The sequence below is a fragment of the Bradyrhizobium sp. SPXBL-02 genome (assembly GCF_051853065.1).
Classification (GTDB): Bacteria; Pseudomonadota; Alphaproteobacteria; order Rhizobiales; family Xanthobacteraceae; genus Bradyrhizobium.
The window spans coordinates 5,067,742-5,092,823 of sequence record NZ_CP182474.1 but is presented as its reverse complement, the minus strand read 5'-3'; the positions used below and the strand labels follow the sequence as shown (position 1 = coordinate 5,092,823).

Below are 25,082 nucleotides of genomic sequence, written 5' to 3'. Positions count from 1 at the left end.
GCTCCGCGGCTCGTTGATCGGCCAGTAAGCGGATCATTCACTCCCGGGGGGGGCGCCTCGTTCTTCGAACAGACGTTTCGGACCGACTCGGGTGATCCGTCGGGCTTGCGCGGCGTTATGCCCGCTCTCTTCGCCGCACCTTCCCGGTCGCGGTTGTCTGCGCTTCTGTCTTCGACGTCTTTGACGAGCGGTCATAATGGCTTGACGCCAACGTTCTCATCTGTGGCGAACGAAGCGGCGCAGAAATCTCAATCGGTTTCCACCCCTGGCGCCACTCACTGGGTCCATCCGACTGACGGAGCCTGGAATGTCGCAACGAATTGGAGCGCCGGGCTTCCGGGGATCATCGATGCCGCGTTCCTCGATGCAGCAGGAACGTATGTCGTCACGAGCTCGGCCGATGTCGACATTGGGAGCCTGGTCCTCGATGCAGGTGCGACGCTTTCGTTGGGGGCCGGCTCGCCGTTTGTCGTCGAAGGCGATGTGCTGAACAATGGGACAGTCGAGGTTGGAGCGTTCCTTGGCAATCGCATTACGACCGGGGAGTTTAGGGGTGACGTCAGCGGTACTGGATCTTTCGAGATTGCAGACAAGGCGATCCTGGAGATCGGAGGGTCGGTTTCCGGCCAGTTCCTGAATGGATCGTTCTCCGGCATAACCGTGTCGTTCGAAACGGGAACTGGTACGCTTGTCCTCGATCAGTCGGCCAACTTCGCCGGGCTGATCACAGCTTCATCGCCGGGAGCAGCGCTTTCGCCGGGGAATCTAGTCGACCTGAGGGATCTGCCCTTCACATCGTCGATGTCGGCGACCGTCTCCTACGATAGTAGCTCGAATATCAGCACGGTGGATTTCAGCAACGGTGCGGCCAATGTCACCTTGCTGTTCTCAGGGATGGACTTGAACTGGAATTTCAAGAGCGATGGGCTGGGCGGCACCATCGTCTCCGATCCTCCGACGAATCCCACCGTATTGGAAAACCAGAAGCCAGGCACGCCGAGAAGTGTTTGGGAGATCCAGCCGGGCGACAATTCGACTCTGACCCAGGGGTTTGCGACAGCAATCAGCACCAATGTCGGGGGGACGGTCCAATTCAAGATCAACAACCTGACCGGAAATCCGAATTATCGCGTCGATGTTTACCGGCTGGGCTATTACGGTGGCAATGGTGCCAGACTGGTTACGAGCCTGCAGCATCAGGCTGCAGCCGCGGTCGTCCAACCCGCTCCCTTAAGGGACGCGTCGACCGGTCTCGTAGATGCAGGCAACTGGAGTGTAACCGATTCCTGGAGCGTGCCAACCGATGCCGCCTCGGGCGTCTACATCGCCAACGTCATCAACGGTACCGAGATTTTCCAGATTCCATTCATCATAAGGAACGATGCTTCGCACAGCGACATCGTCCTGCAGACAAGTGATCAGGATTGGCAAGCCTACAACGGCTGGGGAGGGGCCAACCTGTATTTCGGGAACGGCCCCGGCATCAATGGATCGGCCTACGCGGTCAGTTACAATCGCCCCCTCGTGACGCGCGACGGCACCGGAACCTTCTCCGAGGGGGGAGATTCCCCCTTCACGGCTGAGATCGCGGCCATCTATTGGCTCGAGCAGAACGGGTACGATGTCTCTTACATTTCTGGGATAGATGCTGCGACAAACGGCTCGTTATTGCTCAATCACAAAGTCTTCATGGACGCGGGGCATGACGAGTATTGGACCGAAGCTCAGCGCGCCAACGTAGAGGCCGCAGCGCACGCCGGCGTGAACCTTGCGTTTCTCACAGCCAACGAGATCTTTTGGAAAACGAGGTTAGCGCCCAGCATCGATGGCAGCGCGACACCCAATCGCACGCTCATTAGCTACAAGGATACGCACGCAAATGCGCTGATTGATCCGTCAGGACAGGCGACCGGAAACTTTTCCGACCCGCGGTTCGGGGCTCCTCTTCCCTCGAATCAGCTGACCGGCACATTGTTCGCGGTCAACGCGTTTCGGTACGATACGATCACGATACCGTACCCGATGACCCAATTGCGCTTCTGGCGCAATACGGCCGTCGCGCAAACCCCAGCCGGGCAGACTGCCTCGCTCGTACCTGGCTTATTGGGCGTTGAGTGGGACATCGCGCCGGACAATGGATTCCGCCCAGCCGGGTTGGTCAGTGTCTCGTCTTCCACAATCAATGTGGACGGGAAGTATCTGCTTGACTACGGCAACACCTTCGGAGCGGGCACGGCGACCCACAATCTCGTGCTGCATCGTGATCCTGTCAGTGGTGCACTGATCTTCTCGGCCGGTTCTATCAACTGGCCGTGGGCGCTTGCTAGCGACCACGACGGACCGGCGACGCCTGTTGATCCGAACGTTCAGCAGGCGATGGTTAATCTTTTCGCCGACATGGGGGTTCAGCCGGCGACGCTGCAGGCGAGCTTGACTGCCGCAATCCGGTCGACAGACGCTACGGCGCCGAACTCCAGCATCACCAATCTTTCTGCCGCCACTGTTGTCGAGGGGCAATCGATCACGGTAACGGGGACGGCCAGCGACGCGGGTGGAAAGATTGCCGGCGTCGAAATTTCCACGGATGGTGGAACAACCTGGCACCCAACCAACAGCAATGTTGGCGCGACGAACGTGACGTGGTCATATACGTTCGTCACAGGCGCGCAGGGGACATATGGTCTCAAGACCAGGGCGGTCGACGACAGCTTGAACCTGGAAACACCTGGTGCGGGCACGACCTACACGGTCACGCCATCTTCCAACCTGACACTCTTCAGTCCGACTGATACGCCTGCGGTGATCTCAAACAGCGATTCCGGAGCAGTCGAGGTCGGCGTCAAATTCATCCCCGCTGTGTCGGGCAAGATCACCGGCATACGTTTCTACAAGGCGTCTGATAATACCGGAACTCACATCGGTGACCTCTGGACCACCAACGGGACGCTGCTTGCGAGCGCCACGTTTAGCAACGAAACAGCGAGCGGCTGGCAGCAGGTTGATTTCGCGACTCCTGTCAATGTGCAGGCGGGCGTCACGTATGTCGCTTCCTATCACACGAACACTGGCCACTATTCGTCGACCGACTACTACTTCATCGACTACGACGGCCTGACGAAAGGTGCGCTCACCGTGCCTGGTAGCAGCCTCAACGGCGTCTACGCCTATGGGAGTAGCCCCGTCTTCCCCAGCAACGTTTCCTATGTCAAGGCCGCGAATTACTGGGTCGACGTCGTTTTCAGCGATTCAGGCCTGACGTCGCCGCAAGCTCACGAAGACAGCGGCTTTACTGTCAGCCAAAATGGCGTGCTGAACATTCCGGCATCGACGCTGCTTGCGAACGACACCAACCCGTCCGGGCTCGCTTTCTCGATTACCAGTGTCGGTAACCCGGCCAACGGAAGCGTAAGCTACAATTCACAGAACCAGACGGTGACTTTTACTCCCAGCGCCGGTTATGCCGGGGCGGCCAGCTTTACCTACACGATCACGGACACGAGTGGCCAAAGCGGGTCCGGCCAGGTCTCGCTCAAGGTCAACTATCCGGCCTCTGCACAGAGCCTGTTCGGCACCAATGATGCACCGAGCGCGCCTAATTCCGGCGACACCAGTCCTATCGAGGTTGGCGTCAAGTTCACCGCATCCGTGAGCGGAACGATAACCGGCCTTCGATTTTACAAGGGATCGTTGAATACTGGTCCCCATATTGCGAATCTATGGAGCTCGACCGGAGCCCTGCTTGCGACTGCCACGTTCACCAACGAGACAGCCAGCGGCTGGCAACAGGTCAGTTTTTCCAATCCCGTCGCCATCACGGCAGGGGCAACCTACGTCGCCTCCTATCACACCAACGGCAACTATTCCGGCACTCAGAACTATTTCGTGACATCGCTTGCCAATGGCCAGTTGACGGCTCCGGCTGGCGCCAACGGAGTCTACAGCTACGGATCCGGAAGCGCGTTCCCGACCAACACGTACAAATCCTCCAATTACTGGGTCGATGTCGTCTTCAACGGCTCCTCCTCGACCAGCGTGCCGCAAGCCAACGCCGACGGCGGCTTCACGGTTAGCCAAAATGGTGTGCTGAACATCCAGGCATCAGCGCTGCTGGCGAACGATACCAACCCGTCCGGGCTGGCTTTCTCGCTTACCAGTGTCGGCAATCCAGCCAATGGAAGCGTAAGCTACAATTCGCAGAACCAGACTGTGACCTTTACCCCCACCGCTGGCTATGCCGGGGCGGCGAGCTTCACCTACACGATCACGGACACGAGCGGCCAGAGCGGGTCCGGCCAGGTCTCGCTCAAGGTCAACTATCCGGTCTCCGCACAGAGCCTGTTCGGTACCACTGATGCGCCAAGCGTCCCCAACTCCGGCGATACCAGCCCGGTCGAAGTCGGAGTCAAGTTCACCGCATCGGTGAATGGGACAATAACCGGCCTGCGGTTCTACAAGGGATCGTTGAATACGGGTCCCCATATTGCCGATCTCTGGAGCTCGACCGGAACCCTGCTTGCAACTGCCACTTTCACGAACGAGACAGCCAGCGGCTGGCAGCAGGTCAACTTCTCCAATCCCGTCGCCACCACGGCAGGCGCCACCTATGTCGCGTCCTACCACACCAATGGCAATTATTCCGGTACCCAGAACTATTTTGCGACGTCGCTTACCAATGGTCAGTTGACGGCTCCGGCTGGCAGCAACGGAGTCTATGCCTACGGATCCGGAAGCACGTTCCCGACGAATACATTCAAATCCTCCAACTACTGGGTCGATGTCGTCTTCAACGGCTCCGCCGCCAGCAACAATACCCCGCCAACCGCGGTTGCTGACAGCGCGGACGCCATCGAAAAGGGTGGCATGAACAACAGCACTGGCGGTTCGCCCGCGACCGGCAACGTGCTGGCCAACGACACCGATCCCGATTCTGGGGACACCAAGACCGTCACTGCATTCAGCTTTGGCACGACCAGTGGGACGTTCCAGACGCCTCTCGCGGGCGCGCACGGCACGCTCTTGCTCACTGCCTCGGGTGCCTTCACCTACACGGTGAACGAGAACGATCAGGCCGTGCAGGCCTTGCGGCAGTCGACCAATACGCTGACCGATGTCTTCAGCTATACGATGCGGGACGCCGTGGGCGCCGCCTCATCGACCACGCTTACTGTCACCATTCATGGTGCCAACGACGCGCCGGTACTGGCGATCCAGACTAGCAACCAGGCCGTGACCGTTGGCTCGGCGTTTTCGCTAACGTTGCCCGCCGGCACCTTTACCGATGTCGATGCCGGGGACTCGCTCACCTACAGCGCAACCGCTGGCAGTTCAGGGCTTCCGGGCTGGCTCACGTTCACTCCATCGACCCGAACCTTTACCGGCACGCCGACGTCCGCGGACGTTGGCACGTTCAGCGTCACGGTGTCCGCTGCCGATCTCGGCAACCTCACGAGCAGCGAGACATTCAATATCGCAGTTTCGGCGGTTCCTTCGACCGTGAGTCTATTCTCGAGCACCGATACTCCGGCGATCCGATCGGGGTCGGACACTTCCCAAGTCAACCTCGGGATGCAATTCACGTCGTCCGTCGCAGGCACGATTACCGGCATCAAATACTACAAGAGCGCGAATGACCCCGGAACCCATACGGGTTCGTTGTGGAGCAGTACCGGCGCGCTACTGGCGACCGCGACTTTCACCAACGAGAGCAGCAGTGGTTGGCAGACAGTCACGTTCAGCAATCCGGTGTCCATCACAGCCGGCACCACCTACGTCGCAAGCTATCACAGCAACGGCCACTACGCCTCCACCACCAGCTACTTCACTGCCGCTCGCACCAATGGGCCGCTCACGGCTCCCGCGAACGTCAACGGCCTTTATACCTATGGAACGAGCAATCTGTTCCCAACCAGTACCTATAACGCGACCAATTACTGGGTTGACGTCGTGTTCAACAGCTCCAGCGGCGGCCCCAACCGGTCACCCGTCGCCGCGAACGACAGCGGCTTCGACGCCACGCAGAACGTGCCCTTCGGGATCCCGGCCTCGGCACTGCTCGCCAACGATACCGATCCGGACGGCAATACGCTTACGATCACGGGCGCGAGCGGCGGTGTGAACGGCGTCGCCAGCTACAACGCCCAAAGTAACAGTGTGGTCTTCACACCGACGACCGGCTACACGGGGCCGGCGTCGTTCAACTACAGCATCTCCGACGGCCAAGGTAGCTCCGCCAGCGCATCCGTCGCCCTCGATGTGAATGCTGCGTCTTCAACGGCTGTGCGCCTGTTTAGCGCAAGTCAGGAGCCTAGCATTGTGGCGGCCAATGATCCCAAGTCTGTGGAGCTGGGCGTCAAATTCCAGACGTCGACCCCGGGCGATATCATCGGCGTTCGCTTCTACAAGGGGCCAACCAACACGGGCACTCACGTTGCAGATCTCTGGAGCAGCACCGGGACTTTGCTGGCAACTGCGGTCTTTACCAACGAGACGGCCGACGGCTGGCAGCAGGTCAATTTCGCCACGCCCGTGACGATCATGCCGGGAACCACCTATGTCGCCTCCTATCACACCGCCGGGAACTACGCGGCCGATCCAGGCCTGCTCGCCAACGCAATTACCAACGGACCTCTGACGGCCCCATCCTCGGGCTCGATCGGCGGCAACGGTGTGTTTGCGTACGGGACAGATAGCCTATTCCCGACCAACACCTACAACTCAACGAGCTATGGCGTTGATGTTGTTTTCAGGCCTCAGCTAGCAGCATAGGAGACGTAAAGATGCACGCCGAACTTTATACCGATGGAATCGAAGAAATTACCGTCAGCGGAACCATCGTCCGCATCGATCTGGTCAGTCTTTCACCGACAGAGCGTGACGCCAACAACGCCCCGAAGCGCGTATTTTCTCAGCGGCTGATCTTTTCGGTCGAAGCTTTCGCCAATTCGGTCGACGTGATGCAGAAGGCGCTTCAGGGCCTGGTTGATGCGGGCGTGGTCCGGCGGAACCAGCCAGCTGGATCGCAAAACGGTGCGTCGGGAGTACGTGATGCGCTGGCGCCCAACACACGGTCTCTGAATGTCTCTTCGAATTTCCGCTGAAATCGATGCCGCTGGCGGCGCGAAGGACCGGGTTGCGGACGCGCCCGCACCCGGATTGTCAACCCAGACGGCATTGGAATGCCTGTCCAAGGTATCCAGTCACCATGGCATAGATCTGCCGGTCGAGCGCTTGAAGCACGCCTATGCGGTAGCCGGCCCGCTCTCGTTGAATCTCCTGTTGCGCATGGCGAAGGATGCAGGCCTGCGCGCGAGAAGCACGAAGCTCGATTGGAGCGCACTGATTCGTCTCGGAGAGGCCTATCCGGCGCTGGCGAGGCTCGCCAATGGCAACTGGATCGCCGTCCTTGGTGCGGGGCGGCGAACTGATGGCACCGAGGTCGTCAGCATCTTCGACCCGCTCGCCGACCGCAAGCACGAGGTCTTGGTTGTCGACCGCGATCGCTTCTGTGCGCAGTGGGCCGGTGACACGATCCTGATCAAGCGCGAGCAGTTGACACAGGATGGTCGAAGGAGTTTCGGCCTCCGGTGGTTCGTGCCGGAACTGCTTCTTCAATGGCGGCTGTTCAGGGACGTCGCCATTGCCGCCATCCTGCTCTATGCGTTGGGCCTCGTCGTCCCGATCTTTTTCCAGCTCGTCATCGACAAGGTTTTGGTTCACGAGAGCTTCACCACTCTGTACGTACTCGCGGCAGGCGCGGCCGTGGCGCTCGTCTTTGACGCGATATTCGGCTTTCTGCGGCGCTACTTGCTGCTATATGCGACCAACAGAGTCGACATTCGCGTTGCGACGAAGACGTTCGGTCATCTCCTCGCGCTGCCGGTCACGTTTTTCGAACATATGGCCGCGGGGGTTCTGGTCAAGCACATGCAACAAGCGGCGCGGATCCGTGAGTTTCTGACTGGCCGCCTGTTTTTGACGACCCTCGATGCGCTCTCGTTGTTCGTCTTCCTGCCGGTCCTTGCGCTGTACAGCGTCAAATTGACTTTGATGGTCCTGGCCTTCACCGCCGCGAGCGGCGCTGTTGTCGGACTGCTCATGGGTCCATTTCGGCGACGACTGTACGATCTATACCAAGCGGAAGGTGCGCGGCAGGCTCTCCTCGTCGAAACAGTTCACGGCATGCGCACCGTGAAATCGCTGGGGATGGAGCCAGCGCAGAGCAGGGTTTGGGATAGCCGCTGCGCGCAGTCCGTGACCATGCGATTTGGTGTCGAGAAGATTTCCGCAGGCGCCCAGGCGCTCACCGGATTTCTCGAAAAGATCATGACGCTTGGAATCATTTCTGTCGGAGCACTGGATGTCTTCGCTGGAGAAATGACCATCGGCGCTCTGGTTGCTTTCAACATGTTGGCCGGCAGGGTCTCCGGACCGCTGGTTCAGCTCGTGACCATGGTGCACGAGTACCAGGAAGTGGCTCTTGCCGTGAAAATGCTCGGCGAGGTGATGAATCAGAAGCCTGAGCGCGACGGTCGGAAAGATGGGCTGCGGCCCGACCTTGCCGGCAAAATCGAGTTCGAAAGTGTCTCTTTTCGCTACGGATCCGACGGATCGCCGGCGCTTGATGATGTCTCCTTCACCGTCGAGCCAGGATCGATCTTCGGGATCGTGGGACGGAGCGGCTCAGGCAAGACGACTCTCACCAGGCTGATTTCGGGCATGTATCCGGTGCAGCAGGGGCTCCTGCGCATCGACGGATATGACTCGAGGGAGCTCGACCTCGCGCATCTGCGCCGAAACCTTGGAATCGTCCTGCAAGATAATTTCCTGTTTCGCGGGACGGTTCGCGACAATATCGCCTGCGTGAAACGTGATGCCACCTTTGCCGAGGTCGTCGCTGCAGCGCAGCTCGCAGGCGCCGACGAGTTCATCGAACGGTTGCCGCGTGGCTTCGACACCATGCTTGAGGAAGATGCCTCGAACCTCTCCGGCGGGCAGAAGCAGCGGCTCGCGATTGCGAGAGCTCTGATCGTCGATCCAAGGATCTTGATTTTGGATGAAGCGACGAGTGCCCTCGATTCCGAAAGCGAAATGATCATCAGGCGCAATCTCCGCCGCTTGGCGGCAGGGCGTACTGTCATCATCGTCTCGCATCGGTTGTCGATGCTCACTGAAGCAAGCCAGATACTGGTGATGGACCGCGGCCGAATCGTCGATGTGGATCGCCACGACCACCTCCTGTCGAAATGCACAATTTACAGGCACTTGTGGAATCAACAGATGAAGCAGATTGCATGAGGGAGACAGGGACATCAGCGGATGTGAAGCCGACCGCTCTTGTTCCGGCCAGGCCGGTCGAGCGCCGCCGCAAGCTATTCAGGCCGGGGCCGAGGCGAGCGCCAGTCATCGCCGAATTCCAGTCCGATGCCACCGAACTCGAGCAGCAAGCGCCACCGCGGCTCGCGCGTTTCACCCTTTACGGCGTACTTGCACTGATTGCTTTCGCGGTCATCTGGGCTTCCGTTTCGCAGGTGGAGATGATCGTCACGGCGCAGGGAAAACTCACCACGACGCGTCCCAACCTGGTTGTGCAGCCGTTGGAAACGTCGGTAATACGCGAGATCCACGTCAAGGCCGGTGATCGCGTCAACCGCGGCGACGTTCTGGCGACCCTCGATCCGACGTTTTCGCAGGCGGATTTCGACCAACTGCGCGGCAGAGTGGCTGGATTCGATGCGTCGATCGATCGTCTGAGCGCTGAATTGAATGGAATCGAGTACGCCGTCAAGGAGCTGACGAATTCGGATCAGATCCTGCAAGGCAAGTTGTTCTTGCAGAGGAGAGCCGCCTACGAGGCGCAGATCCAGAACTACGACGCACAGATCGCTTCCGCGCAAGCCAATCTCAAGACAGCACAGAATGAAGAGGCGGTTCTCCTTCAGCGGCTCGACACGATGCGTTCGATTGAAGCGATGCGAACCACGCTGATGGACAAAGAGGTCGGTTCGAGGCTGAACTTCCTACTGTCTCGCGATGCACGGCTCGAGGTCGAAAGCAATCTGGCGCGTGTTCGCGGCAGTATCGCCGATAGTACCCATCGGCTGGAGAAGGCACGCGCTGATCGGAAAGTATTCGCCGAGGAGTTTCGTCGCACCACCTATCAGGAACTGGTGGAGACGCTGCCGAAGCGCAATAGCGCAGCAGAGGAATTGAAGAAGGCCGAGCTTCGTCGACAGTTGATCGTCCTGCAGGCGTCGGCAGATGCCGTGGTGCTGGATATCGCGAACCGGACCGTCGGCTCGGTGGTTCGCGAAGCCGAAACGCTGTTCGTCCTGGTTCCGCGCGACGTTCCGCTTCAGGCGGAGGTCAACGTCGAGGGCCGGGATATCGGTCAGGTGACGCTCGGACAGTCGGTTCGGATCAAGTTCGAAGCGTTTCCCTTCCAGAAGTATGGAACTGCAACGGGAGAAGTCCGCGTCATCAGTCAGGATACGTTCTCGCCGGATACGAAGGCCGAAGGTGCGCGCCGCGCGCCAGCTCCCTATTACCGCGTACTGGTCGATTTGTCGGACACGCACCTTCGGCTTCCGGCTGAGCGCATCCAACTGATTCCGGGTATGGCGGTGACGGCCGAACTGAAAGTCGGCAGGCGCACCGTGATTTCGTACTTCCTTTATCCGCTGCTGCGCGGATTGGATGAAAGCATTCGAGAATACTAACCCGGCTTGGAATGGCGATCGACCATGATGATTAGTCCGAATTTTGGAGTGAAGCTCGTGGTGCCTACCGTGGAGAGTAAGCTCTCGCGAAATGCACCATTGGTAGACTACGCGCTCAAGGGGCTGGAACGTTGTTGGTTGCCTGAATACCGCCGGTGGTCGCACATCTACCATCTCGATCGACGTTCTTCACCAAACGAATCGGTACCGAGCAGCGACGTATTTTATACTCTCAATGTGCTTCTTGGAATGTCGCGCGTTGCCGAAATCCCAAGTGGCATTGATATACCCGAGATATTTCATCGCAACGTTCTGCAACTCACGAAGCTTCCTGTACGCAAGTATGCCTTCGGTATGGCGCTATGGAGCGCGGCCGAGCTCGGGCTCGAAATTCCGGACCCGGTTAAATGCGAGTTGAGAGCCATTCTTTCCGATGAATCCCGGTGGAGGAGCTTCCGTGCGCAGGATCTTGGCATGTTGCTCACGGGAGTCGTGACTCAGGCGAGGGCAGGCGATAACGAGTGGTGGCGCTATGCCAAGCCGCTTTATCGACTCCTGAAGGAACGCTTTCACAGCGAATCGGGAATGTTCTTCGATGCACCGTTTGGGCTTCGTCGCCGTTTCTCGTCCTTTGCGACGCAGACCTACCTCTCGATCGCCTGCTATCAGTATGGCGAATTTTCCGGTGATGCGTCCGCACTTGTCATGGCCGATACTTGTGTGCGCAATCTGATCGCGCTTCAAGGCTCGCAAGGCGAATGGCCTTGGTTTTTCGACGCGCTGAGCGGCCGCGTCATTGACTATTACGAAGTCTATTCGGTCCATCAGTATGGAATGGCCCCGGCGCTGCTGGAATGGGCCGAGCGCTTTGGGCAGAGGCAATCGCGGGACGCCTTGGTCAAGGGATTCAACTGGGTCCTTGGGTGCAATCAACTGCGCCGGCCCATGCTCGTCCCTGAACTGAACCTGACTATCCGCTCGCAAGTTCGCAAGGGTGAATTGACAACAAGGACGCCGAGGGTGTTCCGCGCCCTCAAGAACGCCTGGCTCGGACACGGGGAGCGGCTGATCGACGCTGCGGATGTGGAAGTTCGGCTTGAGTGCCGCAGCTACGAGCTGGGCTGGATTCTGTGGTCATTCGGCCGGCGCACCGACTTGCCGGAACTGACTCACAATGTCGCTTTTGGCGGCCCCTGACAGAATTGCCGTTGCACTAACGATTCCAGGCTACTGCTCGCCTGCTCCGTAGGTGCGAGAGCATCGTCATGGCGCGGTGCGCCCGGACGGCACACAATACGGCAATGGCTTTGAGGCGGACGCCGCTGCCATGCAGACGGTCGCTGGTCAGCACGGTCACAGCGTTTGGCGCGAGAGATGCGAAGACGAGCAAGGCTTGCGCGAGCCAGCGCAATTGCCAAACAGGTTTGCCTTCCGCCATGTTGCGATAGTGTGCGATGTGTCGATCCCATTTGGCGTAGAGCTCCTGCAGAGAGCTCCGGGCCGGGTGGAAGACGATCATCTCGGGGGTGTATCGAAACCGAAGCCCCGCGCGCAACGCACGCTCTCCCCACTCCATATCTTCGGCGACCTCGATGCCAGCAAAAGGGCCGACGCGATCGAAATCGCGGCGAAACACCGCCATGTTGCCAGTGCCGGAATAACCGTGGCGCTCAATATAGAGTTTGAAGCGATAAGCGAAGACGCTCTCGTAAGCCGCAATGGCATCGAGCTCCGCATTTTCCGCGCGCCAAATGCGAACGTCGCCCCCGAGAACTGTGCCAGCCGGCGACAAGTTGGACCATTTCACCACGCTGCTCAGCCAATCCGGATGCGCCCTGCAGTCGGCATCGATGAAGGCGAGGATCTCGCCGTTGGCCGCAGCGACGCCTGCGTTTCGCGCCGGTCCCGGACCCGGCTGCGATTCGTGCTGCAGCCGTACACCAGGATGGCCGGCAACGATGTCCGTTGGGGGCGTTGACGAGCCGTTGTCCACCACGATGACCTCGAACGCCTGACGAGACAGGCTCTGCGCGTCCAGGGTGCGCAAACAGACTTCCAGCGCATCAGACTGGTTCAGATGCGGAATAATGACTGAAATCACTAGTTAAATCCTCTATTTAATTTGCGTTGGGTTGTGCCGTCCGTCCTCTAGCGCTGGAGCCCCGATATCCCGCTTCCAATGATGCAGTCAGTCCCATTTAAATCTTGCAATTAAATATCTCGCGCGTATTATCTAGATAATAATCTTAAATGCAAACTTAAACAGGTCGTATTTTCCGAGAGGTAACTCCAATGCGCGCCTCGTTCCTGGGATGTCCCGTCGACCTGCTGACAATGGCAGAAACCGTGGATCTTGCGCGCGGGGCGATGCACAGCCGGATAAGGCTGCAACATGTGGCGCTGAACGTCGCCAAATTCGTCAATATGAGGGCTGATCCGGTGCTCGCGGCCGACGTCGCCAACAGCGATATCGTCGGCCTGGACGGCATGGGAATCGTTTGGGGCGCTCGAGCGCTGGGGCTTCCGGCCACGTCGCGCGTCGCGGGCGTGGATCTCCTCGCCGAGTTGCTCGCAGTATGCGCGCGCGAAGGCTTCAAACCTTATTTCCTGGGAGCGACTCCCGACGTACTGCACCAGGCGATGCAGAACGCGCGCGAGAGCCATCCCTCACTTGTCTTTGCGGGCTGGCACGACGGCTATTTCAAGCGCGAGCAGGAGAATGACGTCGTGCGGGACATCCAGTCCAGCGGCGCCGATTGCCTTTTCATCGGCATGCCGACGCCCCGGAAGGAGCGCTTTCTGGCCGCTCACCGCGACAATCTCGGCGTACCTTTCATCATGGGCGTGGGTGGTGCATTCGACGTTCTGGCAGGCACCGTTCGGCGCGCGCCGGTCCAGGTTCAGAAGCTCGGCCTCGAATGGCTGTACCGGATCTATCAAGAGCCTGGGCGGATGTGGTGGCGATACGCCAAAACGAACACGCTGTTTGCGGGCGTCCTGGCGCACGCGCTCATCAGGCAGGGGCTTCGGCACCCGCTCGGTGCGCCCGGCGCCGTTCCCCCTGGTCCGAGCCGGATCGGGGGGTGAAGCGTGCGCAAGCATTTTTTCATCCTTCTGGGAACCCGTCCGGAAGCAATCAAGCTCTTTCCGGTCATCAACCGGCTCAAGGCCGAGAAGCGTAAGGACATCTCCGTAACGATATGTGCGACCGCACAGCATCGGCAGCTGCTTGATCAAGTCCTCAAGTTGGCCAATGTGGTTCCGGATTTTGATCTCAACGTCATGACGACAAATCAGACGCTGGATCATCTGACCGCCCGGCTGCTCGGACAAGTCGGCGAACTCCTCGAAAAAGTGAAGCCCACCAGGGTCATTGTCCAGGGCGACACCGCGACTGCTATGACGGGTGCACTGGCATCCTACTATCACCGTATACCGGTCTCGCATATCGAGGCCGGACTGCGCAGCGGCGACATCTTCGCTCCATGGCCGGAGGAGGTGAACCGCAAGATCGTCGGCTCGATCGCCGATCAACATTTTGCCCCGACAGAGCGCGCCGCCCGAGCGTTGCGTTCTGAGAACGTCGCCGACGATCGCATTCACGTCACCGGAAACACGGTGGTGGACGCTCTCATCCTCGCGAAAGCGATGGTCGAATCCGATCCGGGACTGGCGTGCCGCTGGGACGGCATCAAGCAGCGTCACGGCAATCGGCGCATCATCCTGGTGACCTGCCACCGCAGGGAAAATTTCGGTGGCGGCGTGACCAACATCGTGAACGCGTTGGAGACCATCCTGCAGCGGGAGGACGTCGCCGTGGTGCTGCCCGTGCACCCGAATCCGAATGTCCGAGACCTGTTTGCGTCTCGGTTGTCGGATCACCCGCGGGTTGTCCTCATTTCTCCTCAGGAATACACGGATTTCGTGAGCCTGCTCTCGATGTCATATCTGGTTCTGACAGATTCAGGCGGCGTCCAGGAGGAGGCCCCCACCTTCGGGAAGCCGGTCCTGGTGATGCGCGAAACAACCGAGCGTCCCGAGGGCGTGGAAGCGGGAACGGCGCGCCTGGTCGGCGCCAATTACGACAGGATCGTTGCAGAGACATTTCGCCTCCTTGACGATGACGAGACCTATGCTGCCATGGCGCGTTCGCACAATCCGTTTGGTGACGGGCACGCGAGCGAGCGGATCGTGAAGGTGCTTCTCGATGCCTGAATTCCAGAAGATAAATGTCGTTGGGCTTGGTTATATCGGGCTGCCGACCGCGGCTTTGATCGCGAGCCGTGGACTGCAGGTGGTTGGCATCGATACAAACGAACGCATCGTCGACACCGTTGCGTCTGGCAAAATTCACATCGCCGAGCCCGATCTGGACGGTCTCGTCTCCAAGGTCGTGTCAAGCGGTGCGCTCACGACGTCCAGAAAGCCGCAGCCGGCCGACGTGTTCATCATCGCGGTGCCGACCCCGATCGACCACGAGCACCGTCCAGACTTGGCGAGCGTCAACGCCGCAGTCGAAAACATCATAGATCTTCTCGAGCCAGGTAATCTTGTCATTCTTGAATCGACGTCGCCGATCGGGACAACCGAAGCCATCGCAAAGCGGATCGTTGAACGCAGGCCAGAGCTGCACATAGGCGTCAACGGCAGGGACGACGGGGCGATCTACGTCGCATACTGTCCAGAACGCGTGTTGCCGGGAAGGATCCTTACCGAGCTCATCAACAATGACAGGTGCATTGGCGGGATCACGCCAACCTGCACGCGGCGTGCTCAACGTTTCTACAAGATGTTCGTTCGCGGCGCTTGCGTCGGCACCACGGCGCGCGCGGCCGAGTTGGTCAAGCTGACCGAAAACGCCTTCCGCGACACCAACATAGCATTTGCCAACGAACTCTCGTTGATTTGCGACCGGTTCGACATCAACGTCTGGGAGGTGATTGATATCGCCAACCGTCATCCTCGCGTAAACGTACTGCGGCCGGGCCCTGGTGTGGGCGGGCACTGCATTGCGGTCGATCCCTGGTTCATCATTGACTCTGCGCCCGACCTCGCGCGTGTGATGCGGACAAGCCGCGATGTGAACAACGCCAAGACACGGAAGATCATCGAGCACGCAGAGGCGCTGATCGACGATCATCCCTACGCGAACGTTGCCTGTTGCGGATTGACGTTCAAGGCGAATGTCGACGACGTGCGTGAAAGCCCGGCTTTGGAGATTGCTATGCATCTCGCGGCCAAATACGGCGAACGGATCAAGGTTGTCGAACCGAATCTGCGCCGTCTGCCGTCTCAGTTGGCCGATTATCGCGTCGCATTCGTGACCATCGACGAAGCCCTGCGCAGCTGCGAAATTGCGGTCCTGCTCGTTGATCACGATGAATTCAAAATGGTGCCATTGGCCGAGCGCCGGCACCTCGACGTCATCGATACGCGAGGCATATGGCAGGATATGCCCGCGCGCACCTAACCAACAAAATCGAAGTTTCCCGAATGGATCGAGGTCAGTATGCGAGATAGTCAGCTGGGAATCGGGGTCGTCGGCTACGGCTATTGGGGCCCCAATCTCGTTCGCAATTTCTCGATCAATCCCGCCGCCCGCGTCGTCGGCGTCAGCGACCTTGATCCAGGTAGGCTGGCCGCCATCAGGCAGCTGTACCCAGGGGTAGCGACCACCGCTCGATATGACGATCTGCTGAAGGACTCCTTGATCGACGCAATCGCCATCGCTACGCCGGTGCACACGCATTACGAGCTGGCAATGGCGGCGTTGAGAGCTGGCAAGCACGTGTTGGTCGAGAAACCACTTGCGCCGAGCGCGGAGCTGGTGTCCCGCTTAATCGACGAGGCGGACCGACGCGGATTGACGCTGATGGTCGATCATACCTTTCTCTATACTCCGGCGGTCCAGAAGATTCGTGAGCTCCTGCTGAAGAGAGAGCTCGGGGACATCTACTACTACGATAGCATACGCTCGAGCCTCGGACTGTTTCAAAGAGATGTAAACGTGATCTGGGATCTGGCGGTACACGACATCTCGATCATCCATCATATCCTCGATCAAGAGCCGGTTGCGGTCTCGGCGACGGGCTCGTGCCATGTTGTCGGTTCGCCGGAGAACATGGCCCATATCACTTTGTTCTTTGCCAACGCATGCGTGGCTCACGTCAGCGTCAACTGGCTCTCGCCTGTCAAGGTGCGGCAGACGTTCATTGGAGGCAGCAAGAAGATGATCGTCTACGACGATCTCGAGCCGACCGAGAAGGTTAAGGTCTACGACAAGGGAATTACGCTCGATAGGCCTCCCGAGAGTGCACATCAGTTCCGGATCGGATATCGCGCTGGTGACATGTGGGCTCCGCATATCTCGCCCAAGGAGGCGCTGCAAACGGAGGTCGAGCATTTTGTCGACTGCGTCCGCACGGGGACGAAGCCGATTTCCAGTGGCATGTCGGGGCTGCGGGTGATCGAGGTGCTCGAAGCAGCTTCTCGTTCGATCGCCAAACAGGGCAGGCCAATCCCGATCAGGCAGTTGCCGCGTATACTACCGGAGGAGACCCGGGCCACGGCTTGATTGGCGCCTTGGCCGTGGCTGTTGGCCAGCCGAGCCCCGCAACGGAGTCTCGATGAATTCAGTGCATCGTTCGGTTCTATTTTCTGGGGTGGACCGCTATGCCGCCCTTGTGCTGTTCGTTGTCTCGACCGCGGTGCTCTCGCGTCTGCTGACGCCGAGCGAGTTCGGGGTCTTTGCGGTTGTCAACGCGCTTACCGCTATTGTCGCAGCCGCATTTCAGGAATTTGGAGGGGCGAACTACCTGATTCAGAAGCATGAGTTGTCGCGCGGAACCATTCGCACGGCGTTCACTGTGATCTTGGGGGTCTCGCTGGCAGTTGCCCTGATCCTGTTAGCCTCGGCCGACGTCGTATCGCAACTCTTTGGGCAGGACAGCCTGAGGCGAGGTATCCAGGTTTCTACGCTTAACCTTCTCCTTCTGCCGGTCTCCGGAACTTTGATCGCCTTGTTTCGCCGTGACATGCAGTTTGGGACGCTCGCGATCTGCAATCTTGCAAGCAACATGACGGTTGCGCTGGTTTCGATCGGACTGGCGGTATTGAACTTCAGCTATATGGCTCCGATCTGGGGTGGTGTGGCGGGGAGCATCGTTCTCACGGCTACGCTGCTGGGCTCCTATCAGGATTTCGGCGTGTTGCGCCCTTCGCTATCGGAATACCGCGACGTCCTCAGATTCGGTCTCTATTCCAGCGGCGTCAGTGCCATCAATATCTTCTACAACCTCGCCCCCCAGCTCTTTCTCGCAAAGATTCTCGATTTTTCGGCTGTAGGTCTCTATAGCCGGGCCACCAGTCTTACCCAGGTTTTTGACAGGCTCGTCACGCAGGTGCTGAACCCGGTCATCATGCCGGCGATCGTGACGAGGCGTGCAACCGGGGCAGATCTAAAGGGCGTATATCTGGACGCGGTCCAGCTGCTTTCCGCAGTGCAGTGGCCGTTCCTCACATTCGTAGCGATTATGGCAAAACCGATCGTTTTGATCTGGCTTGGTCAGGCTTGGCTGGAGGTCGTGCCGTTAGTGCGCATTCTCTGCCTCGCAAATCTGGCATTGTTCGCTGCGTGCCTGACTTATCCTGTGTTCCTGGCGGTTGGTGGCGTGCGTGACGCGCTTGTCTCGTCCTTCATCTCGCTGCCACCGTCGCTCCTAGCGCTCCTGGGCGCGTCCTTCTTTGGCGTGGAGGCAGTCGCGGCGTGCGCGTTGCTAACCTTGCCGTTCCAAGCGGCAGTAGCGATATACTATCTCAGTCGGCATCTTGCGCTGCGGCCGCGCGAGTTTGGCCGTGCCGTTCTGAAGAGCGGTGTCGTCACGATGGCGACCGCCTCGGGCGTAGCCGTCTGTGCGGTGTTGATCGAGACAGGAATTCTCAATTTCTTCGTCGGCCTTCTGTCAGCGTTCGTGGTCGCCGCCTTCTGCTGGGGGTGGGGACTGATCGTCACAAGGCACCCTCTGCTGCAGCACCTTCGTCAAGCGGCCGCGGGTCTCGTCGAGATGGCGCCCAGGCTGCGCCCGTCACGCTCAGTACTGTAAGGGTTTTGCCGGACTGTAGAGACAGGGAAACTGACATGCCAATAAAGGATACCCAGCTTGGTCGCGATGTCCGCATCCTGCATCCGGACCTGGTCAATCTGTATGGTTGCACCGTTGGTGACGAAAGCAGGATCGGAACTTTCGTCGAGATCCAGGCGGGGGCGGAGATCGGTGCGCGTTGCAAGATATCGTCGCACAGCTTCGTCTGCGAGGGCGTCACGATCGAGGACGAAGTGTTCATCGGTCATGGCGTGATGTTCACAAACGACAAATACCCGAAGGCAACAACCGCGGACGGTCGTCTTCAGCAGGCGTCGGACTGGACGCTTCAGCGCACTCACGTCGGCAAGGGGGCGTCCATCGGTTCGAACGCCACCATCCTCTGCGGTGTGACGATCGGAAAGAGAGCCTGCATAGGCGCGGGTGCAGTCGTGACGAAAGACGTTCCGGACGGCGCCATCGTCGCGGGAGTGCCCGCTCGGGTTCTGTCCGCAGCTGAAGAGACGGTCCTGGGTGCCCTCGGCTCATTCGAGGCGCAGCGAAAAGAGCGTCGTTAATATTCATCCCGTTCGAATTTAATGCTTGATTTAATATGATGATTATATTTAAATGCGGATATAATTTCAATCCAATCCAAGGTCTTGAATCTTGATACCCTTCCTGGATCTGAAAGCCCAATATAGCCAGATCAAGCCCGAAATCGACGCGGCTGTGGCGAGGGTCATCGGGAGCGGGCACTTTGTGCTCGGGCCTGAGGTGACGGCCTTCGAAGGACGCTTTGCGGAATATTGCCGGACTGCCCATTGCCGCGCGGTGAACAGCGGAACTTCGGCGCTTCACCTTGCCTTGCTGGCGGCGGGCGTAAGGCCCGGTGACGAAGTCATCACGGTCTCGATGACCTTCGTCGCGACTACCGCGGCCATTCTCTACAGCGGCGCCAGGCCGGTGTTCGTCGACGTCGACCCTGTGACGTGGACAATGGATCCCGGCTTGGTCGAAGCTGCGATAACGCCGCGAACCAAGGCTATCTTGCCGGTTCATCTCCACGGGTTGATGGCCGACATGGATCCCATCATGGAGATCGCGCGTCGTCACGGCCTGGTCGTCATCGAGGACGCCGCGCAGGCGCACGGCGCGGAGTATCGCGGACGTCGCGCAGGCTCGATCGGCGATCTGGGATGCTTCAGCTTTTATCCCGGCAAGAACCTTGGAGCGTTTGGCGAGGGTGGGGCGGTCGTCACCGACCGGCCTGAATTCGCACGCCGCGTGTCCCTGTTGCGGGATTGGGGGCAGGAGGCGAAGTACGACCACGTCATTGCCGGATACAACTATCGCATGGACGAAATCCAGAGCGCGGTACTGAATGTCAAGCTGGACTATATTGAGCATTGGACCGATGCACGTCGGTCGCTGGCTGAGCGATACAATGCACTGCTTTCTGGTCTTCCATTCGCGCGTCCCCAGCCGCCCCAGTACGCCCGCCACGTGTATCACGTCTATGCGGTCAGATTGGAGTGCCGCGACGACGCGCTGAAGCTATTGCGTGATGCCGGAATTGGCGCCGGGATTCACTATCCCGTCCCGGTGCATCTGCAGAGGGCGTATGCAGAACTCGGCTATCGCGCCGGTGATCTCCCCGTCACTGAGATGCTCGCGAACGACTTCCTTTCTCTTCCCATCTATCCCGAGTTGCTGCCGGAACAGGCGGCCGAGGTTGTCGGAATATTGAGGAGTGCGGCGGCGCTGCAGCCTAGCGTAGCCATCAGCACCCGGTCGGAGCATCCACAAAGCTTCATGACATGGTCCCACAACAGGAGAGCGTCTTGATTGATCTCAAGGGTAAACGCGTTCTGGTCACCGGCGGGGCCGGATTCATCGGCTCCCACGTCGTTGATCTGCTCTGCGACGAGGGCTGCATCGAGATTGTTGCCCTCGACAACATGATCAGAGGCCGGCCGGAAAATCTCCGGCGCGCGCTCGGGCGTGGGCCGGTGAGACTGGTTCATGGCGACATTCGCGATCGCAAGCTGATGGAAGCGTTGGTCAAGGCGGCCGATATCGTCTTCCACCAGGCCGCGCTCCGCATTACTCATTGTGCGGCCGAACCGCGTCTGGCCAAGGAGGTCATGGTGGATGCCACCTACGACCTGCTGGAACTGTGCATCAAGCACGATATTGAGAAGATCATCGCGGCCTCTTCGGCATCGGTATATGGCATGGCCGAGGAGTTTCCGACGACAGAGCGGCAGAATGCCTACAATAACCGAACTCTCTATGGGGCCGCCAAGGCGTTTAACGAAGGGCTACTGCGGGCTTTCAACGATGCATGCGGCCTCGACTATGTGGCATTCCGGTATTTCAACGTCTATGGCAGCCGGATGGATATCCACGGACGGTACACCGAGGTCTTGATCCGCTGGATGGAGCGGCTGGAAGCTGGATTGCCTCCCGTTATCTTTGGCGACGGCCGTCAGACCATGGATTTCGTTCACGTCCGCGACGTCGCGCGTGCCAACATTCTTGCCGCCAGGGCAAAGATTACCGATGAGGTCTTTAACGTCGGTAGCGGCACTGAAACAAGCCTGACCGAGCTGGCTACGGTGCTTGCGTCGGTGATGGGACACCGCGGCCTCACGCCCGAATTCGCGCCGGAGCGCTCGGTCAATCCAGTACCGCGACGTCTGGCCTCGACGGGCAAGGCAGAGCGCTTGCTGGGCTTCCGCACCACGGTTTCGCTGGAGCAGGGGCTCGCCGATCTCGTGAAATGGTGGCGATCCGAGCGCGAGCTCGCTTCGGATCATCATCGGCAGGCGGCGGCATCGTGATTCCGATCGCTGCGCCGCTACTTGCGGAGGAAGAGGCTGACGCTGCGCGCGCGGCCGTGCTGTCGGGCTGGGTGTCGCAAGGTCCGCAGGTGGCCGCGTTCGAGCGCGAGTTCGCTGCGCTTGTCGGCGCTCCGCACGCCTGTGCCGTCGCGAACTGCACGACGGCCCTGCAACTCGCCTTGGCGGCATTGGACATCGGCGCCGGCGACGAGGTGATCACGGTAAGCCACTCCTTCATCGCGACCGCAAACGTCATCCGACACCAGGGCGCCACCCCGGTTTTCGTCGATATTGATCCCGAAACGTACAATTTGGATTGCACTCGGCTGGTCGAAGCCATCACCGAGCACACGCGAGCGATCATTGCAGTTCATCAAATGGGCATGCCCTGTGACATGGCCGCGCTTCTGCCGATAGCGCGCCGCCACGGCATCGCCGTGATCGAAGACGCGGCCTGCGCCGCCGGATCGCAGATCCGGATGAACGGGGAATGGGAGCCGATCGGAAAGCCGCATGGAGACATTGCTTGTTTCTCCTTTCACCCGCGAAAAGTGATCACCACGGGTGAGGGGGGGATGCTCACCACCGCGAATGCCGAGCTTGACCGCAAGTTCAGGCTGCTGCGCCAGCACGGCATGAGCGTTCCGGACACGGTGCGGCACAATTCGTCGTCCGTGATCTTCGAGGAGTACGTCGTTCTGGGTTACAACTACCGAATGACGGATATGCAGGCCGCAATTGGCCGCAAACAGCTCGAGCGGCTTCCGGAGCTGGTAGCACGCCGGCGGGCCGTTGCCGCCAAATATGCCGAACAGCTCGGCAATCTGGAAGGACTGCGGTTGCCAACCGAGCCGACGTGGGCCAGATCCAACTGGCAGAGCTATTGCGTGCGTCTTCCAGATCGGCTCGACCAGCGCATCGTTATGCAACACCTCCTCGATGATGGCATCGCGACCCGGCGAGGCATCATGTGCGCCCACCGTGAGGCGCCATATTCGGATGTCACGCAGGGTCAGGATCTGCGCCAATCCGAGCTCGCCCAGGATCGGGCCATTTTGCTGCCCATCTACGCGCAGATGAACGCAGAAGATACCTCGAGGGTGAGTGCTGCGTTGCGGGCAGAGTTGGAGCGATGACTTCGGGGATCGCCGAGCGAAAGTCATTGCGACTTCTGGTCGTGATCGCGAGCTATGGGACTGCAAACAATGCCTACCTGGATCGGGTGATCCAGGAGTACCGGTCCATGTCGTTCGATGTGGACATCGTCATCATATCAAACATTGATAAAAGGCCCGCTGCAGACGTCGAATGCATCGTTGGCCTCCCCAACAAGAATCCGTGGTCGCTCCCCTTCGCGCACAAGGAGCAATTTGTAGCGCGAGCTGATCAATACGACATCTTCATATATTCCGAAGACGACATCTTGATAACTGAAAAGAACATCAGAGCGTTCCTTGACGTGACTTCAGTGCTGCATGAAGACGAGGTTGCCGGGTTGATGCTCGTCGAGCAAGCTTCAAGCGGCGAACTGAATTATCCGCAGGCCCATGGCTCCTTTCATTGGGATTGCACGTCGGTAAAGATCAGGGGGGATTACTGCCTCGCCCAATTTACCAACGAGCATGCCGCTAGCTATATACTCACCCAGCAGCAGCTTGCGAGAGCGATCGCGTCCGGCGGATTCCTGGTCGGACCGCACGAAGGCAAGTACGACCTGCCTTGCACCGCTGCAACTGATCCATACACCCAGTGTGGTTTCAAGAAGCTGATACCGATTTCCAACATCGATGATTTCTCGGCCCACCATTTGCCGAACAAATATATTAACCGGCTCGGAGTCGATCGCCAGCAATTGGACGCTCAACTCTCGGTCCTGATGCAGATTGCGCGTGAGGGCAGCAATGCGGTCCCGCTATTCAGCGCCGAGACCCGGCTTTGGCATGGCATGTATTCAAAGGACTATTACGAGCCGGCCAGGGACGAAGTGTTGTCCGGTGTTCCGGAAGGCGCGGTGGTATTATCGATCGGATCATGCTCGGCTGCAAACGAGCGTCGACTCCTGGAACGAGGACACCGTGTGGTAGCTGTACCCCTCGACCCCGTGGTGGGCAGTGGCTTGGCCCAGTTCGGGGCTGAGGTCGTGTTGGGCGACGTCACGACGGCACCCGCGAAAATCGCAGCGGAACATTTCGACCGGTTGCTCTACGTTGATGTTCTGCAATTCGTCCGTGATCCGGCCTATCTGCTCAGGCTATTTTCCGGTCTCTTGGCTCCGGACGGCAAAGTGATCATCTGCGCGCCCAATCGCCCCAGCCTTCGTTACGCCTGGGAATGCGCGAAATCCGGCAAAGTCCTTCGGCCGTGGGGGACGTTCGAGGCTGTAGGGATTCACGATACGACAATCGGTAGAATTCAAAGGTGGTGCGCGGAGGCCGGTCTGGTGATCGAAAAGATCGAAAGATGCGGTCCAAAAAGAACTGGTCCGATGTTGCAGCTCCTGTCGCCTATACTTGCGACAGACCTGATTGTAACCGCCAAGAGACACGAAGCGTGGAAGCCTTTCTTTCGTGGCGGGCACGAGATGGAAAGAATGGAGGTTTCCAGAAGGAGCGTCGCTCAATGAGTTTGGAGACCGCCAAAAGAATCGAAATGGGTGACATGCAGGGACACAGGGGTCCTGCGCAAGTCTCGGCTGCGAAGGACTACTATAGCCGCTCTCGCCGCGAGATACGGTCGTTGCTACCCAGCCGCGCCTCCCGCATACTCGAAGTGGGACCTGGCGCAGGCTTCACGCTTCTGTGGCTTAAGTCGATCTACCCTGATGCCACGACGTTCGGGGTCGAACTCAATCAAGCGCTCGAGGCCGACCTGCGAGAGCATGCCGATGTCGCGATCATCGGAGACATCGACGAGTTGATATCCCGAGTAGGCAGCAAGTTTGACCTAATTCTGTTGCTTGATGTGCTTGAGCATGTCCCGGACCCAACTCGCACGCTTCAGGCGATCACCAGAAAGCTCCTCATGGACGGTGGTCGCGTGATTGTTTCTGTTCCGAATATCGCGCATCTGAGCGTGACCGTTCCGCTGCTTTTCCAACGTCGATTTGCCTACACGGATTCTGGAATTCTTGACCGCACCCATCTGAGGTTCTTTGTCGAAGACACCGCCGTTAAGCTTTTCAACGACTCAAATCTGGTGGTCAAGGATGGTCTGATCACGGGCCTTGAAGGTCCAAAGTCCATGATGTTGGACCGATTGACCCTCGGACTCCTGACCCACCACTTGGCAAAGCAATACATCATGGCGGGTGAGCTGACTGGTGGGCCTGTCGCACAGCCAAGAATAGATTGGAAGAAGAGCCGGCTGATCAGCTAGAAACACGATAGGTAAGAGGTGGACTGCCTTGCTTCCCGAAGGTGCGCAGTACGCTCGGGACCATC

17 protein-coding genes are annotated in these 25,082 nt (G+C 59.1%); 16 read left to right on the top strand and 1 reads right to left on the bottom strand.

The window, feature by feature from the left end; all coding sequences use genetic code 11:
• The first annotated feature begins 633 nt into the window (after positions 1 to 633).
• The 5 genes from ACNJYD_RS23920 to ACNJYD_RS23900 are packed head-to-tail and all read left to right on the top strand — an operon-like array spanning position 634 to position 11,912.
• Positions 634 to 6,765 (top strand): DUF4082 domain-containing protein, encoded by a 6,132-nt coding sequence (locus ACNJYD_RS23920; RefSeq protein WP_439367505.1) that lies wholly within the window; start codon positions 634 to 636, stop codon positions 6,763 to 6,765.
• An 11-nt stretch (positions 6,766 to 6,776) separates the two neighbouring features.
• Positions 6,777 to 7,097 carry a hypothetical protein gene (locus tag ACNJYD_RS23915; protein ID WP_172784590.1) on the top strand — a complete coding sequence of 107 codons (321 nt, stop codon included), beginning with the start codon at positions 6,777 to 6,779 and terminating at the stop codon, positions 7,095 to 7,097.
• Positions 7,075 to 9,294, top strand: coding sequence for a peptidase domain-containing ABC transporter (locus tag ACNJYD_RS23910; RefSeq protein WP_439363515.1), 2,220 nt, complete (start codon positions 7,075 to 7,077; stop codon positions 9,292 to 9,294). The genes ACNJYD_RS23915 and ACNJYD_RS23910 overlap by 23 nt, the downstream gene beginning before the upstream one ends.
• Before the next feature lie 23 nt (positions 9,295 to 9,317).
• Complete coding sequence (locus tag ACNJYD_RS23905) at positions 9,318 to 10,715, top strand: HlyD family type I secretion periplasmic adaptor subunit (protein ID WP_439363514.1); 1,398 nt, start codon at positions 9,318 to 9,320, stop codon at positions 10,713 to 10,715.
• Between the two features lie 24 nt (positions 10,716 to 10,739).
• Positions 10,740 to 11,912 (top strand): hypothetical protein, encoded by a 1,173-nt coding sequence (locus ACNJYD_RS23900; protein WP_439363513.1) that lies wholly within the window; start codon positions 10,740 to 10,742, stop codon positions 11,910 to 11,912.
• A gap of 16 nt (positions 11,913 to 11,928) precedes the next feature.
• Here the strand turns inward: ACNJYD_RS23900 and ACNJYD_RS23895 are convergent, their stop codons facing one another.
• Positions 11,929 to 12,816: a glycosyltransferase gene (locus ACNJYD_RS23895; RefSeq protein WP_172784591.1), complete on the bottom strand. Its 888-nt coding sequence runs from the start codon at positions 12,814 to 12,816 to the stop codon at positions 11,929 to 11,931.
• Between the two features lie 191 nt (positions 12,817 to 13,007).
• Here ACNJYD_RS23895 and ACNJYD_RS23890 point away from each other — a divergent pair, with 191 nt between their 5' ends.
• The 11 genes from ACNJYD_RS23890 (at position 13,008) to ACNJYD_RS23840 (ending at position 25,017) form a co-directional block, all read left to right on the top strand.
• Positions 13,008 to 13,802 carry a WecB/TagA/CpsF family glycosyltransferase gene (locus ACNJYD_RS23890; protein ID WP_172784592.1) on the top strand — a complete coding sequence of 265 codons (795 nt, stop codon included), beginning with the start codon at positions 13,008 to 13,010 and terminating at the stop codon, positions 13,800 to 13,802.
• A 3-nt stretch (positions 13,803 to 13,805) separates the two neighbouring features.
• Positions 13,806 to 14,930 carry a non-hydrolyzing UDP-N-acetylglucosamine 2-epimerase gene (gene wecB, locus ACNJYD_RS23885; RefSeq protein WP_172784593.1) on the top strand — a complete coding sequence of 375 codons (1,125 nt, stop codon included), beginning with the start codon at positions 13,806 to 13,808 and terminating at the stop codon, positions 14,928 to 14,930.
• A complete protein-coding gene (gene wecC, locus ACNJYD_RS23880; RefSeq protein ID WP_212256476.1) occupies positions 14,923 to 16,185 on the top strand; it encodes a UDP-N-acetyl-D-mannosamine dehydrogenase in 1,263 nt (420 codons plus the stop codon). The genes wecB and wecC overlap by 8 nt, the downstream gene beginning before the upstream one ends.
• Before the next feature lie 39 nt (positions 16,186 to 16,224).
• Positions 16,225 to 17,289 carry a Gfo/Idh/MocA family protein gene (locus ACNJYD_RS23875; protein ID WP_172784595.1) on the top strand — a complete coding sequence of 355 codons (1,065 nt, stop codon included), beginning with the start codon at positions 16,225 to 16,227 and terminating at the stop codon, positions 17,287 to 17,289.
• A 52-nt stretch (positions 17,290 to 17,341) separates the two neighbouring features.
• Positions 17,342 to 18,817 carry an oligosaccharide flippase family protein gene (locus tag ACNJYD_RS23870; RefSeq protein WP_439363512.1) on the top strand — a complete coding sequence of 492 codons (1,476 nt, stop codon included), beginning with the start codon at positions 17,342 to 17,344 and terminating at the stop codon, positions 18,815 to 18,817.
• 35 nt (positions 18,818 to 18,852) lie between these two features.
• A complete protein-coding gene (locus ACNJYD_RS23865; RefSeq protein ID WP_439363511.1) occupies positions 18,853 to 19,374 on the top strand; it encodes an acyltransferase in 522 nt (173 codons plus the stop codon).
• 91 nt (positions 19,375 to 19,465) lie between these two features.
• The gene (locus tag ACNJYD_RS23860; RefSeq protein ID WP_439363510.1) at positions 19,466 to 20,644 is read left to right on the top strand and encodes a DegT/DnrJ/EryC1/StrS family aminotransferase; all 1,179 of its coding nucleotides are present in this window, start codon (positions 19,466 to 19,468) and stop codon (positions 20,642 to 20,644) included.
• Positions 20,641 to 21,642: an NAD-dependent epimerase/dehydratase family protein gene (locus ACNJYD_RS23855; RefSeq protein WP_439363509.1), complete on the top strand. Its 1,002-nt coding sequence runs from the start codon at positions 20,641 to 20,643 to the stop codon at positions 21,640 to 21,642. The genes ACNJYD_RS23860 and ACNJYD_RS23855 overlap by 4 nt, the downstream gene beginning before the upstream one ends.
• Positions 21,582 to 22,778 (top strand): DegT/DnrJ/EryC1/StrS family aminotransferase, encoded by a 1,197-nt coding sequence (locus tag ACNJYD_RS23850; protein WP_210268173.1) that lies wholly within the window; start codon positions 21,582 to 21,584, stop codon positions 22,776 to 22,778. Before ACNJYD_RS23855 ends, ACNJYD_RS23850 begins: the two co-directional genes overlap by 61 nt.
• Positions 22,775 to 24,265, top strand: a complete 1,491-nt coding sequence (locus tag ACNJYD_RS23845; protein ID WP_439363508.1) for a class I SAM-dependent methyltransferase — start codon at positions 22,775 to 22,777, stop codon at positions 24,263 to 24,265. The genes ACNJYD_RS23850 and ACNJYD_RS23845 overlap by 4 nt, the downstream gene beginning before the upstream one ends.
• Complete coding sequence (locus ACNJYD_RS23840; protein ID WP_246708754.1) at positions 24,262 to 25,017, top strand: class I SAM-dependent methyltransferase; 756 nt, start codon at positions 24,262 to 24,264, stop codon at positions 25,015 to 25,017. Before ACNJYD_RS23845 ends, ACNJYD_RS23840 begins: the two co-directional genes overlap by 4 nt.
• The last annotated feature ends 65 nt before the right edge of the window (positions 25,018 to 25,082 follow it).